The sequence below is a fragment of the Staphylococcus schleiferi genome (assembly GCF_025558325.1).
GTDB classification, from domain to species: domain Bacteria; phylum Bacillota; class Bacilli; order Staphylococcales; family Staphylococcaceae; genus Staphylococcus; species Staphylococcus schleiferi.
The window spans coordinates 800,666-814,989 of the sequence record NZ_CP094712.1; the positions used below are offsets into that span (position 1 = coordinate 800,666).

General features: G+C 37.4%; 17 protein-coding genes. All 17 read left to right on the forward strand.

Annotated features, from left to right (window positions below):
- Nucleotides 1-164: 164 nt before the first annotated feature.
- The 17 genes from rho (at nucleotide 165) to atpA (ending at nucleotide 14,303) form a co-directional block, all read left to right on the forward strand.
- Complete coding sequence (gene rho, locus MUA40_RS03550) at nucleotides 165-1,478, forward strand: transcription termination factor Rho (RefSeq protein ID WP_262569897.1); 1,314 nt, start codon at nucleotides 165-167, stop codon at nucleotides 1,476-1,478.
- A gap of 121 nt (nucleotides 1,479-1,599) precedes the next feature.
- On the forward strand, nucleotides 1,600-1,854 hold the full coding sequence (locus MUA40_RS03555) for a type B 50S ribosomal protein L31 (protein WP_016426439.1): 255 nt from the start codon (nucleotides 1,600-1,602) through the stop codon (nucleotides 1,852-1,854).
- Between the two features lie 326 nt (nucleotides 1,855-2,180).
- The gene (locus MUA40_RS03560) at nucleotides 2,181-2,783 is read left to right on the forward strand and encodes a thymidine kinase (RefSeq protein ID WP_016426440.1); all 603 of its coding nucleotides are present in this window, start codon (nucleotides 2,181-2,183) and stop codon (nucleotides 2,781-2,783) included.
- Nucleotides 2,783-3,859: a peptide chain release factor 1 gene (gene prfA, locus MUA40_RS03565; protein ID WP_016426441.1), complete on the forward strand. Its 1,077-nt coding sequence runs from the start codon at nucleotides 2,783-2,785 to the stop codon at nucleotides 3,857-3,859. The genes MUA40_RS03560 and prfA overlap by 1 nt, the downstream gene beginning before the upstream one ends.
- Nucleotides 3,849-4,691, forward strand: coding sequence for a peptide chain release factor N(5)-glutamine methyltransferase (gene prmC, locus MUA40_RS03570; protein WP_016426442.1), 843 nt, complete (start codon nucleotides 3,849-3,851; stop codon nucleotides 4,689-4,691). The genes prfA and prmC overlap by 11 nt, the downstream gene beginning before the upstream one ends.
- Before the next feature lie 122 nt (nucleotides 4,692-4,813).
- Nucleotides 4,814-5,866, forward strand: coding sequence for an L-threonylcarbamoyladenylate synthase (locus tag MUA40_RS03575; RefSeq protein ID WP_016426443.1), 1,053 nt, complete (start codon nucleotides 4,814-4,816; stop codon nucleotides 5,864-5,866).
- Nucleotides 5,863-6,288, forward strand: coding sequence for a low molecular weight protein arginine phosphatase (locus tag MUA40_RS03580; RefSeq protein ID WP_126496019.1), 426 nt, complete (start codon nucleotides 5,863-5,865; stop codon nucleotides 6,286-6,288). The genes MUA40_RS03575 and MUA40_RS03580 overlap by 4 nt, the downstream gene beginning before the upstream one ends.
- Before the next feature lie 119 nt (nucleotides 6,289-6,407).
- Nucleotides 6,408-6,935 (forward strand): TIGR01440 family protein, encoded by a 528-nt coding sequence (locus tag MUA40_RS03585; RefSeq protein ID WP_016426445.1) that lies wholly within the window; start codon nucleotides 6,408-6,410, stop codon nucleotides 6,933-6,935.
- A 20-nt stretch (nucleotides 6,936-6,955) separates the two neighbouring features.
- Nucleotides 6,956-8,194, forward strand: coding sequence for a serine hydroxymethyltransferase (locus MUA40_RS03590; protein ID WP_126496018.1), 1,239 nt, complete (start codon nucleotides 6,956-6,958; stop codon nucleotides 8,192-8,194).
- Nucleotides 8,195-8,227: 33 nt separating this feature from the next.
- Complete coding sequence (upp, locus tag MUA40_RS03595; protein WP_016426447.1) at nucleotides 8,228-8,857, forward strand: uracil phosphoribosyltransferase; 630 nt, start codon at nucleotides 8,228-8,230, stop codon at nucleotides 8,855-8,857.
- 22 nt (nucleotides 8,858-8,879) lie between these two features.
- On the forward strand, nucleotides 8,880-10,016 hold the full coding sequence (wecB, locus tag MUA40_RS03600; protein WP_016426448.1) for a non-hydrolyzing UDP-N-acetylglucosamine 2-epimerase: 1,137 nt from the start codon (nucleotides 8,880-8,882) through the stop codon (nucleotides 10,014-10,016).
- Between the two features lie 163 nt (nucleotides 10,017-10,179).
- The gene (locus tag MUA40_RS03605) at nucleotides 10,180-10,545 is read left to right on the forward strand and encodes an ATP synthase subunit I (protein ID WP_016426449.1); all 366 of its coding nucleotides are present in this window, start codon (nucleotides 10,180-10,182) and stop codon (nucleotides 10,543-10,545) included.
- A gap of 23 nt (nucleotides 10,546-10,568) precedes the next feature.
- Nucleotides 10,569-11,291, forward strand: a complete 723-nt coding sequence (atpB, locus tag MUA40_RS03610; RefSeq protein WP_016426450.1) for a F0F1 ATP synthase subunit A — start codon at nucleotides 10,569-10,571, stop codon at nucleotides 11,289-11,291.
- A gap of 47 nt (nucleotides 11,292-11,338) precedes the next feature.
- On the forward strand, nucleotides 11,339-11,551 hold the full coding sequence (gene atpE / locus MUA40_RS03615) for a F0F1 ATP synthase subunit C (protein ID WP_014613343.1): 213 nt from the start codon (nucleotides 11,339-11,341) through the stop codon (nucleotides 11,549-11,551).
- Between the two features lie 153 nt (nucleotides 11,552-11,704).
- Entirely contained in the window at nucleotides 11,705-12,226 is a 522-nt protein-coding gene (locus MUA40_RS03620; RefSeq protein WP_126496025.1) for a F0F1 ATP synthase subunit B, read from the forward strand.
- On the forward strand, nucleotides 12,226-12,765 hold the full coding sequence (locus tag MUA40_RS03625; protein WP_167732810.1) for a F0F1 ATP synthase subunit delta: 540 nt from the start codon (nucleotides 12,226-12,228) through the stop codon (nucleotides 12,763-12,765). Before MUA40_RS03620 ends, MUA40_RS03625 begins: the two co-directional genes overlap by 1 nt.
- Nucleotides 12,766-12,791: 26 nt before the next feature.
- Nucleotides 12,792-14,303 (forward strand): F0F1 ATP synthase subunit alpha, encoded by a 1,512-nt coding sequence (atpA, locus tag MUA40_RS03630; RefSeq protein WP_016426453.1) that lies wholly within the window; start codon nucleotides 12,792-12,794, stop codon nucleotides 14,301-14,303.
- Nucleotides 14,304-14,324 lie beyond the last annotated feature (21 nt).

The following is a 14,324-nucleotide window of genomic DNA, read 5'->3' on the forward strand; positions in this document are numbered from 1 at the left end:
TTTTCTTATTAAGATAATCAGTGAAACCCTTTTGAATAGTCGAAAATTGAAATTTTGTATTAGGTTTTTGTTGATATTTTGTCATAATGATTAATATTTGATATAGTATTTCTTGATCGCATACACATGCGGTTAAAGAATTTAATATGAAATGAGTGTTTAACATGTCAAGGGAAAGAACATCTCCACAATATGAATCTTTTCATGAATTATATAAGAATAATACAACGAAAGCCCTCACAGAAAAGGCGAAATCTCTTAAACTTGTTAACTATAGTAAATTAAACAAAAAAGAACTTGTACTTGCTATAATGGAAGCCCAAATGGAGCAAGATGGCAATTATTATATGGAGGGAATCCTTGACGATATACAGCAGGATGGCTATGGATTCTTAAGAACAGTCAACTTTTCGAAAGGCGAAAAGGATATCTATATATCTGCTAGTCAAATTAGGCGCTTCGAAATCAAGTTAGGCGATAAAGTAACAGGAAAAGTTCGAAAGCCGAAAGAAAATGAAAAATATTATGGATTACTTCAAGTAGACTTCGTTAATGACCACAATGCAGAAGAAGTCAAAAAACGTCCTCACTTCCAAGCACTTACACCTTTATACCCAGATGAACGAATTCGATTAGAAACTGAACCTCAAAATTATTCAACACGCGTGATGGATTTAATCACACCTATTGGTTTAGGGCAACGCGGCTTGATTGTTGCGCCACCGAAAGCCGGGAAAACCTCTTTACTCAAAGAAATCGCAAACGCGATTGTTACTAATAAACCCAACGCTAAATTATTTATTTTACTTATAGGGGAACGTCCTGAAGAAGTGACAGATATAGAACGCTCTGTTGATGAAGCAGAAGTTGTTCATTCTACTTTTGATGAACACCCAAAACATCACGTCAAAGTAGCAGAACTTTTATTAGAACGTGCTAAACGTCTCGTAGAAATTGGAGAAGACGTTATTATATTAATGGATTCTATTACAAGATTAGCGCGTGCTTATAACCTTGTTGTGCCTCCGAGTGGCAGAACTTTATCTGGTGGTTTAGATCCTGCTTCCTTACATGGTCCAAAAACGTTTTTTGGTGCAGCGAGAAATATTGAAGCTGGGGGTAGCTTAACAATTTTAGCGACTGCATTGATTGATACAGGCTCACGTATGGATGACATGATTTACGAAGAGTTCAAAGGAACAGGTAATATGGAATTACATTTAGACAGAAAACTATCTGAGCGCCGTATTTTTCCTGCGATTGATATTTCAAGAAGCTCTACGCGAAAAGAAGAATTACTACTTCCTAAAAGCGAATTAGATAGCTTATGGCAATTGAGAAATATGTTCTCAAGTGCACCTGACTTTACAGAGCGCTTTATTCGAAAATTGAAGCGGACGAAAACGAACGAAGAATTTTTTGAAGTCCTACAAAAAAGCGCAGCCGAAAGTACAAAAATAGGTAAGCCTATTATTTAAGTCGAATAATTAAAAAGTAGGGTTGCATTTTCGTGATACGCCATTTATAATGTTTAAGTATTGGGTAAAAACTCACAAATAACTCTGTTCCAGATGGTTCAGGGCAAAGGAGCTGAAAATTATGAAACAAGGCATTCATCCAGAATACCGTAAAGTCATCTTTTTAGATACAACAACTGATTACAAGTTTTTAAGCGGTTCTACTAAATTTTCAAATGAAACAATGAAATGGGAAGATGGAAATGAATACCCAGTTATTCGTTTAGATATTTCTTCTGATTCACATCCTTTCTACACAGGACGCCAAAAGTTTGCTGCTGCAGACGGTCGTGTGGAACGTTTCAACAAAAAATTTGGTCTCAAATCAAACAACTAATGCAATATTCAAGCATTCTCTTAGACGAGAATGCTTTTTTATTCGTTAAGGTCTCTTTGTGTCGCCATTTTGATACATCATGATAAACATGTGCGAACGATTGTAGCAATGATACATAAAAATTTTAAAGTTCGAGTCTTAGGGGATGAAAGGGTCTCCTATTCTATTTTTAGGTTTTAAATATAGAATACATAGCAGCAGCACTTGTGATTTAACGTGTTCAGTCGCTAAAATTTAAGTGCAGAATCGATTACAATTTAAGCAAACGAATATTTCATTTTATGATATAATGAAGTGATTTTGTTTTGGAAAAGGTGGAAAGAACGATGTATGAAGCGTACCATTCAGGTTGGATAGAATGTATTACCGGAAGTATGTTCAGTGGTAAGTCGGAAGAACTGATAAGACGATTACGCAGAGGTGTTTACGCCAAGCAAAAGGTTATCGTTTTTAAACCGGCCATTGACGACCGCTATCATAAAGAAAAAGTGGTATCACACAATGGTAATGAAATAGAAGCGATTAATATTTCTAAAGCAAATGAAATATGGCAATATAATTTAAAAGATGTAGACATCATCGGTATTGATGAAATTCAATTTTTTGATCAAGAAATTGTAGAGATTGCAGAAACACTTGCAGAAAAAGGTTATAGAGTAATTACAGCAGGACTTGATATGGATTTTAGAGGTGAGCCTTTTCATCCTGTTCCTGAAATGCTTGCTGTAAGTGAACATATTACAAAATTACAAGCAGTATGTGCTGTATGTGGTGCTTCATCAAGTCGGACACAGCGATTAATTGATGGTAAGCCTGCAAAAGTGGATGATCCGATTATTTTGGTTGGCGCAGACGAACGTTACGAACCGCGTTGTCGTGCGCATCATGTTGTATTACCGAGTGAAGATACTGAGGAGGGACAAGAATAATGTTTGATCAATTAGATATCATTGAAGAACGTTATGAGCAATTGAACGAATTGCTAAGTGACCCAGAAGTGGTTAGTGATTCAGATTTATTGCGCAAATATTCAAAGGAACAATCAGAACTACATAAAACTGTAGAAGTTTATCGTCATTACAAACAAGTGAAAGAAGATATTCAAGAAATTGAATTAATGCTTTCAGAAACAGATGATAGTGATGAAGTGGCAATGTTAAAAGAAGAAGCTGCAGACTTAAAAGCAGAAGTCCCAGAACTTGAAGAAAAACTCAAATTTTTATTAATTCCGAAAGATCCTAATGACGAGAAAGATGTTATTGTCGAAGTACGTGCGGCGGCTGGTGGCGATGAAGCTGCCATCTTTGCAGGTGACTTATTCCGGATGTACTCTAAATTTGCTGAAGCGCACAATTTTAAAACAGAGATTGTGGAAGCAACTGAAAGTGATCACGGTGGATACAAAGAGATTAGTTTCTCCGTTTCTGGTGATGGTGCCTACAGTAAATTGAAATATGAAAATGGTGCACACCGTGTTCAACGTGTTCCTGAAACAGAATCAGGCGGACGAATTCATACATCAACAGCAACTGTTGCTGTACTACCAGAAGTAGAAGATGTAGAAATAGAAATTCGCAATGAAGATTTGAAAATCGATACGTATCGTTCAAGTGGTGCAGGTGGGCAACACGTCAATACTACTGACTCAGCTGTACGTATTACACACTTGCCAACAGGTGTAATTGCGACATCTTCTGAAAAATCACAAATTCAAAACCGTGAAAAAGCGATGAAAGTTTTAAAAGCGCGTCTTTATGATATGAAAGTTCAAGAGGAACAACAGAAATACGCAGCACAAAGAAAGTCAGCTGTTGGGACAGGGGACCGTTCTGAGCGTATTCGAACATATAATTATCCTCAAAGTCGTGTGACGGACCATCGAATTGGTTTAACGTTACAAAAGTTAGATCAAATCATGGAAGGAAAATTAGACGAAGTCGTCGATGCATTAACAATGCATGAACAAACAGAAAAGTTGAAAGAGCTTAATTCTGGTGAACTATAATCAGTGGATAAAAGACGCTAAACAGAAAATGGCGGCACAAGGCTATGAAGAAAATGCTGTCGAATGGCTTGTGATGGACTTATGTCAATGGTCTCGGACTCAGATGATTTTGAATGAAAAAGACGTTTTATCGCAAGATAGATTGAAGCAACTTGAGCAAGGTTTGTCATTATTGTTAAAAGGAATGCCTGTTCAATATGTGGTGGAACAAGCGCATTTTTATGGACGTATTTTTAAAGTCAATCCTAATGTATTAATTCCAAGACCTGAAACAGAAGAAGTAGTGCATTACTTTTTGAATCAAATTAAACCGAACATGACCGTTGCTGATGTGGGTGTAGGTAGTGGTATTATTGCAGTGACTTTAAAAGCAGAAATGAATGAATTAATTGTCTATGGTAGCGATATTTCAAAGCCTGCCTTATCTGTTGCTCAAAAGAATGCAAAAAAGCATAACTGTGAGATTCATTTTATGGAAGGCGATGCACTTAAACCGTACATTGAACGAGGTATTCAATTGGAAGGTTTAATTTCAAATCCGCCTTATATTAGTAAAGATGAAGTGAATGTGATGGGAAAAGATGTACTAGAATTTGAACCTCATTTAGCACTTTTTGCTGAGGAACAAGGCTATCAAGTTTATAAAGCACTGATCCGCGATTTACCTTCTGTTATGTGTGACGGTGCACCTGTTGTGTTTGAAATCGGATATCAACAAGGGGAATTTTTAACCCAACTGATGCAATCGTGGTTTCCTCATATTAAAACGCAAGTGATTAACGACATTAACGGTCAACCACGTATCTTCACATTTAACTGGCACAAGATTTAAAATTTTATATTTCATCTAAATAAAAGGGGTGAGGCATAGAGATCCGTCATCGAGGTATGGATTTCAGTCTTACACCTTTTTTATTTTGTAGTAAAATATGAGGAAAGGAGAGGTGGCTTTCAATGAAGGAAACCAAAATATGGGATGTCCGTAACTATACAACGTGTTTAAACACATATCCCGAGTTAGATGCAATTATTGAGACTTATCGACGAGGAGGGCTTGTCGTTTTACCAACTGAAACGGTATACGGTTTAGGCGGAAACGCGAGAGACGATGAAGCTGTTCGTAAAATATATGAAGCAAAGGGGCGCCCATCTGATAATCCATTAATCGTGCATATCTATGATACGGATCAACTTGATGATTTTGTATCGTCCATATCTGATGCTACAAAAAGGTTAATGGAAGCATTTTGGCCAGGTCCCATTACTTTTATTTTGCCTTTGAAAAAAGGTTATTTATGTGAACGTGTGACGGGCGGATTGGATTCTGTAGCTGTTCGCATGCCAAGTCATCCAGTAGCAAGGGCGCTGTTGGAAGCCGTTGACTTACCTATCGCTGCGCCAAGCGCAAATCTTAGTGGTCGTCCGTCACCGACAACGTTTGAACATGCATATGAAGACTTGAATCACCGGGTTGATGGTATCATTCAATCCACTCAGAGTGACGCGGGATTAGAAAGTACAGTACTGGATTGTACTTCCTTCCCATTTCGTATTGCGCGTCCTGGAACGATTACGAGAAGCATGTTGAATGAAGTCATGCCTTTAGCGATTGATGAACATCAAATAGCAGCAACAGAGAAACCAATTGCGCCGGGGATGAAATACAAGCATTACGCGCCGAATACACCGCTAAAGATTATCCAGCAAATTAATGCACCGATTAGAAAAGAAGCGCACGAAGATTGGTCAAAAATTGCTTTTATAGTACCTAAAAATAAAATTCCTTTTTTACCAAAAGAAGCAAAAGTTTTAGTTATCAGTGAAGATGAAAATGATATAAAAGGTGCGAACCACCATCTTTATAGTATTTTACATCAATTGGATCAAATGCCATCCATTGAACTGGCTTATATTTTTGGTTATGAAGATAATTTTGAAACGGAAGCTTTAAGAAATCGTATGTTAAAAGCAGCAAATCAACAAGTGATAAAGGATGAAACACTATGAAAATTGTTTTTGTTTGTACAGGTAATACGTGCAGAAGTCCAATGGCAGAAGGAATTGCTAAAAAGCTAATGCCAGAAGTAGAAGTTGTTTCTAGAGGATTAATGGCGCAACAAGGTGCGCCGATTGCTCAGCATAGTCAACAACTCATAGAACGTCATGGTTTTGATGTTCATGGTGAAGCGGAGCGCTTTACGGATGAAGATACAAAAGCAGATTTAATATTAACGATGACACCAGAACATGAAAGCATGATTCGCTCAATGTACGGGAATCAGGTTAACGTGGCGACATTGAGTGAATATGTAGGCGAAAATCAAGTCGTTAATGATCCTTTTAGTTCAGGCTATGAAACTTATGAAAAAACCTTTGATCAACTTTGGGATCTCATACAAAAGTTAAAAGATAAATTAATGGCAGAATAATTAAGTAATCAGTATAAGTTGAAGAAAAAATAAGTTATAATAAGGGGCGTATAGCATGTTTTTACAGTTCTTTAATTATTGTTTTTTCGCTCATACGTATACTTTAAGGGGGTTACAATATGAAGGCATTAAATCAATTATTAGAAGAACTTCAGGCCCAATCGTTTTTTAAAAAAGGTGAAGTTTGTGTCATCGGTTGTTCAACATCAGAGGTTCAAGGTGATCGGATTGGGACGACAGGTTCTTTAGAAGTTGCTGAGACCATTTTTAAATCGCTTGTTAAAGTTCAACAAGAAACAGGTGTCGCTTTTGCATTTCAGGGTTGTGAACACATTAATCGTGCAATCACAATTGAAAAAAAGGACTTTGATCCTTACCTGATGACTGAAGTTTCTGTCGTACCGGACACGCATGCAGGAGGCTCATTGTCCACATATGCTTATCGTCATATGGATGAACCGATTGTCGTTGAATATATTAAAGCAGATTCAGGCATTGATATTGGTCAAACTTTAATCGGAATGCATCTTAAACACGTAGCAGTCCCTGTTCGTACATCAGTGAAGCAAATTGGTGAAGCTATCGTGACCGTGGCTAAAACAAGACCTAAAAAAATCGGAGGCGAACGTGCTAAATATCAACTATAAAAGAAAAGAGGGAATTGTCTATGTCATTTATTGCAAAACAAGATAAGTCTGTATTTGAGATTATTCAAAAAGAGTTTGATCGTCAAAACAGTAACATTGAATTAATTGCATCAGAAAACTTCGTATCTGAAGCAGTAATGGAAGCTCAAGGTTCAGTCATGACGAACAAATATGCTGAGGGGTATCCTGGACGTCGTTATTATGGTGGCTGTGTTTTTGTTGACCAAACTGAACAACTTGCTATTGATAGAGCGAAAGCGCTTTTCAATGCTGAACATGTTAACGTACAACCGCATTCAGGTTCACAAGCGAACATGGCAGTCTATCTTGTAGCACTAGAGCACGGAGATACAGTGCTAGGTATGAATTTAAGTCATGGTGGACATTTAACACATGGCGCACCTGTTAACTTTAGTGGTAAATTTTACAATTTCGTAGAGTACGGTGTCACTAAAGATGAAGAGCATATCGATTATGAAGAAGTGCGCAAATTGGCAAAAGAACATCAACCTAAGCTGATTGTAGCAGGTGCTTCAGCATATTCACGTGCAATTGATTTCAAAAAGTTTAAAGAAATTGCGGATGAAGTCGGTGCCAAACTAATGGTCGATATGGCGCATATCGCAGGACTTGTAGCTGCTGGCTTACACCAAAACCCTGTTGAATATGCAGATTTCGTAACGACAACAACACATAAAACATTACGCGGCCCTCGTGGTGGTATGATTTTATGTAAAGAAGAATATAAAAAAGATATTGATAAAACAATTTTCCCTGGTATCCAAGGTGGACCGTTAGAGCACGTTATTGCTGGTAAAGCTGTCGCATTTGGTGAAGCGTTACAACCAGAATTTAAAACGTACCAACAACAAGTCATTAAAAATGCACAAACACTTGCAAAAACATTACAAGATAACGGCTTTAGAATTGTATCTGGTGGCACTGACAACCATTTAATCTCTGTAGACGTTAAAGGTTCAGTTGGTATCACAGGTAAAGTTGCAGAAGAAGCACTTGATGAAATCGGTATTACTTGTAATAAAAACACAATTCCGTTTGATCAAGAAAAACCATTTGTTACTAGCGGTATCCGCTTAGGTACACCTGCAGCAACAACACGTGGTTTTGATGAAAAAGCATTTGAAGAAGTTGGACATATTATAAGTGATGTACTTAAAAATCACGAAGATCAAAAAGTTTTAGAAGAAGCAAAAAAACGCGTAAAAACTTTGACAGAGCAATTCCCTTTATATCAATAAACAGATTAATTTATAACAAACGGAGGCAATAAAATGGGTAAAGTACATGTTTTTGATCACCCTTTAATTCAACATAAACTGAGCTATATCCGCGATGTGAATACAGGTACCAAAGCATTTCGAGAATTAGTTGATGAAGTAGGTATGCTGATGGCATATGAGGTGACACGAGATTTGGAACTTCAAGAAGTTGAAATCGAAACGCCTGTAACTACTGCAGTTGCGAAGCGTTTATCAGGAAAAAAACTTGCATTTGTTCCTATTTTGCGCGCAGGTTTAGGCATGACGACAGGTATTTTAAATTTGGTTCCAGCTGCTCGAATTGGGCACGTGGGGCTTTATAGAGATCCTGAAACACTCAAAGCTGTCGAATACTTTGTAAAATTGCCACAAGATATTGAAGAGCGTGAAATTATCGTTGTTGACCCAATGCTTGCAACAGGTGCTTCAGCAATCGAAGCGATTAATTCATTGAAAAAGCGTGGTGCAAAGCACATTCGTTTCATGTGTCTTATTGCTGCCCCTGAAGGCGTTGAAAAACTCCAAGCAGCACATGAAGATGTGGATATCTTTATTGCCGCACTCGATGAAAAATTAGATGAAAATGCATATATCATTCCAGGTCTCGGTGATGCAGGAGACCGCCTATTCGGTACAAAATAATTCATAATAAGGAGCTTTTGTAATGAAAAGGATTATGACGATTTTTGGTACTAGGCCAGAAGCCATCAAAATGGCACCTCTTGTTTTGCAGCTTAAAAAAGATGAACAACTCGAACCGATAGTCGTTGTCACAGCCCAACATCGTGAAATGTTAGACTCTGTGTTGGATACTTTTGGCATCGAACCGGATTACGATTTAAATGTCATGAAGCAAGGACAAACGTTATCAGAAGTGACGTCACGCGTACTTACAGGTTTAGAAAGTGTCATTAAGCAAGCCAAACCGGATATGATTTTGGTTCATGGAGATACAACAACAACGTTTGCGGGCAGTCTCGCTGCTTTTTATAACGAAATCAGTATTGGCCATGTTGAAGCGGGATTACGAACTTGGAATAAGTACTCTCCGTTTCCTGAAGAGATGAATCGTCAAATGACAGGTGTCATGGCAGATATTCATTTTGCACCTACTGAACAAGCAGCGCAAAATCTTTTGAATGAAAAGAAAGATCCCAATACAGTTGTTGTTACTGGGAATACGGCAATCGATGCTATGCATACAACAGTTGACGATCAATATCAATCTGAAATCATTCAACGGCACCAAGGTAAACGCATCATACTGCTAACAGCACATCGTCGAGAAAACATAGGGGCACCTATGGAAAATATCTTTAAGGCAGTTAGACGAATCGTGGAAGAAGTAGAAGATGCAGTTATCGTCTATCCAATGCATAAAAATCCAAGAGTTCGTGAAATCGCGTATCGTCATTTAAATGATCACGAACGTATTGAATTAATTGAGCCGCTTGAAGTGGTAGATTTTCATAATTTCGCGCATCAAGCACATTTTATTTTAACGGATTCCGGCGGTGTTCAAGAGGAAGCGCCGTCATTAGGAAAACCTGTACTCGTTTTAAGAGACACGACTGAACGACCTGAAGGGGTTGAAGCGGGGACACTTAAACTTGTAGGTACCGAAGAAAATGATGTGTATGAAGCAACAAAAGCATTATTAACAGATGAATCACTTTATCAAGAAATGAGTATCGCTCAAAATCCATATGGTGACGGTCAAGCCTCAAAACGTATTTGTGAGAACATTAAATATATGTATGGCTTAATCGAAGAAAAACCAGAAGGCTTTAAAGTGAAGTAATCAAATATGGGGGTCAAATGTGTCAAAATTGTGACAATTTAGAGTACAAAATCAAAGCCTTTTCACTGTGCAATTGACACGCTTTTCCCCCTATATTATCATGAAAGTTGTATGTGTGGAACGGTTTTCAAAATTGTGTCTTTAGGCAGAAATGAGGCTCAATATGAATCGTTTTTCTAAAATGTTTCAGCCGTTTTTAACATATTACTCTACGATTTTAGTAGGGCTTTTAATCCTATATGTTTTCAAGATCCAACCACCAATTGTACTTGGGCTCATCGTAGGAATAATTGCATCCATTGCGAATACATGTATTTTTGAATACTATTTAAAGCGATCAAAGAAAACCAATGTTGGTCACATTTCAACTGGAAGTGGTTGGCGATTTTTAATCGCAATTTTAGCATGTATTGGATGGGTATTCTTTCAAGCACAAATACATATTCTTGGCGTCTTGATAGGGTTGATGGTTTCATATGTGTTAATGGTTTTTCGTCCTTTTATTAAGAACGAAAAAGACGAATTATAATTTGAAAAGAGGTGAAATCAAGAATGGATCATAAACAACCCGTGGTGACATGGAATTTTCTTGGAGTGGACATTAATTTCAACTTATCTACAATTATGATGTTGATTATCACAGCAGTCATAGTGTTTATTATTGCAGTCTTATGTACACGCAATCTCCAGAAGAGACCTAAAGGTGCGCAAAACTTCATTGAATGGGTTTTTGATTTTGTTCGAGGAATTATCGAAAGTAATATGGCTTGGTCGAAAGGTGGACAATTTCACTTCTTAGCAGTCACTTTAATACTCTTTATTTTTGTGGCGAACATGCTAGGGCTTCCATTGCAATTTATAAATAACCATTATTTATGGTGGAAGTCACCTACAGCAGATCCGCATGTCACTTTAACACTCGCAACGATGATGGTTCTGTTAACGCATTACTATGGTGTTAAAATGCGTGGTACAAAAAACTATCTAAAAGGTTATGGTCAACCATACCTTGCATTGTTGCCAATCAATGTGTTCGAAGAGTTTGCATCAACACTAACACTCGGTCTTCGTTTATACGGTAACATATATGCGGGTGAAATATTATTAGGTTTGCTTGCAAAAGCGACAACAGGCGTTGCTTTTGGCTTCTTAATAGGTATTCCTGGTTTAATTGTTTGGCAAGGTTTCTCAATCTTTGTAGGCTCAATCCAAGCCTATATCTTTTTAATGTTAGCAATGGTTTATATGTCACACAAAGTGCTTGACGACCATTAAAATAAAATCAATTTAAATTTAAAAACACTTTTAGGAGGATTTATATAATGAATTTAATCGCAGCAGCAATCGCAATTGGTTTATCAGCATTAGGTGCAGGTATCGGTAACGGTTTAATCGTTTCTAGAACAGTCGAAGGTGTAGCACGTCAACCAGAAGCACGTACACAATTAATGTCAATCATGTTCATTGGTATTGGTTTAGTTGAGGCACTTCCTATCATCGGGGTTGTTATTACATTCATCGTTTTATTCATTTAATAACAGCGCAAATTAGACGCACGACATTCTCAAGACATGTGTGTTGCCCTACAATACATGCGTAACATGTGTCATAGGCGAGGTCTAGTATTGATTAGACTTTCGCCGTTCGTTTTTATTGTTTAATAGATGAAATGGTTGAAAGGAGTGTACATCATAGTGACTGCTAATTTATTTACCTTTGCAGCTGCAACTGGCGTAAATATTGGTGATATTATCGTTACAGTGTTAACGTTTATTATCTTGCTTGCGCTATTGAAAAAGTTTGCTTGGGGACCACTTAAAAAAGTCATGGACGATCGTGAGCGTTCGATTAATCAAGATATTGATGATGCAGAACGTGCAAAAATGAATGCTCAACGTTTAGAAGAAGAAAATAGACAAAAATTAAAAGAAACACAAGACGAAGTGCATAAAATTCTTGAAGATGCTAAAGTTCAAGCTCAACGTCAGCAAGAAGAGATTATTCACGAGGCGAACCAACGTGCTAACGGTATGATTGAAACAGCCCAAAGTGAAATTAAGAGTGAAAAAGAACGTGCATTGGCAGAAATTAACAATCAAGTTTCTGAACTTTCAGTACTGATTGCATCAAAAGTATTGCGTAAAGAAATCTCTGAACAAGATCAAAAAGCTTTAATAGAGAAGTATGTTAAAGAGGTAGGGGATAAGTAATGGCTGACGTTGCTCAAAAATATGCCCAAGCACTTTTTGATGTTGCGATCGATCAAAATGTGTTAACAGAAGTTTACGACGAATTTACGGAAATCAATACGGCGATTCAAAGTCAAATTGATTATTTAAAAGGTATCGACCATGAGCCAAAAATTACAATTGCAGATCGATATCAAATCGTAGAGAACGTGTTTAAAGGTGTACATCCATACTTATTGAATACATTAAAAATTATCGGATCACACCGGAATTTACATTTGCTTATTGCAATATTTAAAGCATTTGAAGCGCAGTATTATAACTTCCATGGTTTAGCAGATGCATACGTAGAATCAGCAACATCTTTAACAGATGATGAATTGATGCAAGTTAAAAATGCATTGTTAAATCGTACAGGACTTAAAGATTTAATCATTCATGCTGATATCAATGAATCCCTCATTGGTGGCGTGCGCGTTAAAATTGGGACTAAGGTCTACGATGGCAGTGTACAAAATGATTTAAATCAACTTATTAAAAAGTTTAACAGAGCACATTAATTAGATTAAATGGAGGAGTGACATAGATGGCCATAAAAGCTGAAGAAATTAGTGCATTACTTCGCTCACAAATTGAAAACTATGAGTCAGAAATGTCTGTAACAGATGTAGGTACAGTTATTCAAATTGGTGACGGTATTGCATTAGTTCACGGATTAAACGACGTTATGGCTGGTGAATTATTAGAATTCCATAACGGCGTACTTGGACTGGCACAAAACTTAGAAGAAACAAACGTGGGTGTCGTAATTTTAGGTCCTTATGATGAAATTAAAGAAGGCGACGAAGTAAAACGTACTGGACGTATTATGGAGGTTCCAGTAGGTGAAGAATTGATCGGTCGTGTCGTAAACTCATTAGGACAACCTATTGATGGACAAGGTCCAATTAATTCGACGAAAACACGCCCTATCGAGAAAAAAGCAACAGGTGTTATGGCACGTAAATCTGTTGACGAACCTTTACAAACAGGTATCAAAGCAATTGACGCGCTTGTTCCAATTGGTCGTGGTCAACGTGAATTGATTATTGGTGACCGTCAAACGGGTAAAACTACAGTTGCCATTGATACGATTTTGAACCAAAAAGATCAAGACATGATTTGTGTCTATGTTGCGATTGGTCAAAAAGAATCAACAGTACGTGCAGCCGTTGAAAAATTACGTCAAGCTGGAGCATTAGATTACACAATTGTTGTTTCTGCTTCTGCAGCTCAACCAGCTCCAATGTTATACATCGCACCATATGCAGGTGTATCTATGGCTGAAGAATTCATGTTTAACGGTAAACATGTCTTAATCGTTTATGATGATTTAACAAAACAAGCAGCTGCATACCGTGAGTTATCATTATTATTACGTCGTCCACCAGGTCGTGAAGCTTATCCAGGTGATGTGTTCTACTTACACAGTCGTTTATTAGAACGTGCGGCGAAGTTAAATGATGATTTAGGTGGCGGTTCAATCACTGCCTTACCATTCGTTGAAACACAAGCAGGTGACATTTCTGCTTATGTCCCAACAAACGTTATCTCGATTACAGATGGTCAAATCTTCTTACAATCAGACTTGTTCTTCTCAGGTATTCGACCAGCGATTAACGCAGGTCTTTCAGTATCACGTGTAGGGGGTTCTGCACAAATTAAAGCAATGAAAAAAGTTGCGGGTACATTACGTTTAGACTTAGCCTCTTATCGTGAATTAGAATCATTCGCTCAGTTTGGTTCTGACCTTGATGAAGCAACAGCCCGCAAATTAGAGCGTGGTAAACGTACAGTTGAAGTACTTAAACAAGATCAAAACAAGCCATTACCAGTTGAACATCAAGTGTTAATCATTTACGCATTAACACGTGGCTATTTAGACGATATTCCAGTGGTTGATATTACACGCTTTGAAAGTGAAATTATTGAATGGACAAAATCAAATGCCAACGATATCTTCACTGAAATTCGTGAAACTGGCGGATTGCCTGCAGATGATAAATTTGAAGCAGCAATTACGGAATTCAAAAAAGGATTCAAAGTTTCAGAAGAATAATCGATCATTAAAATAGATAAG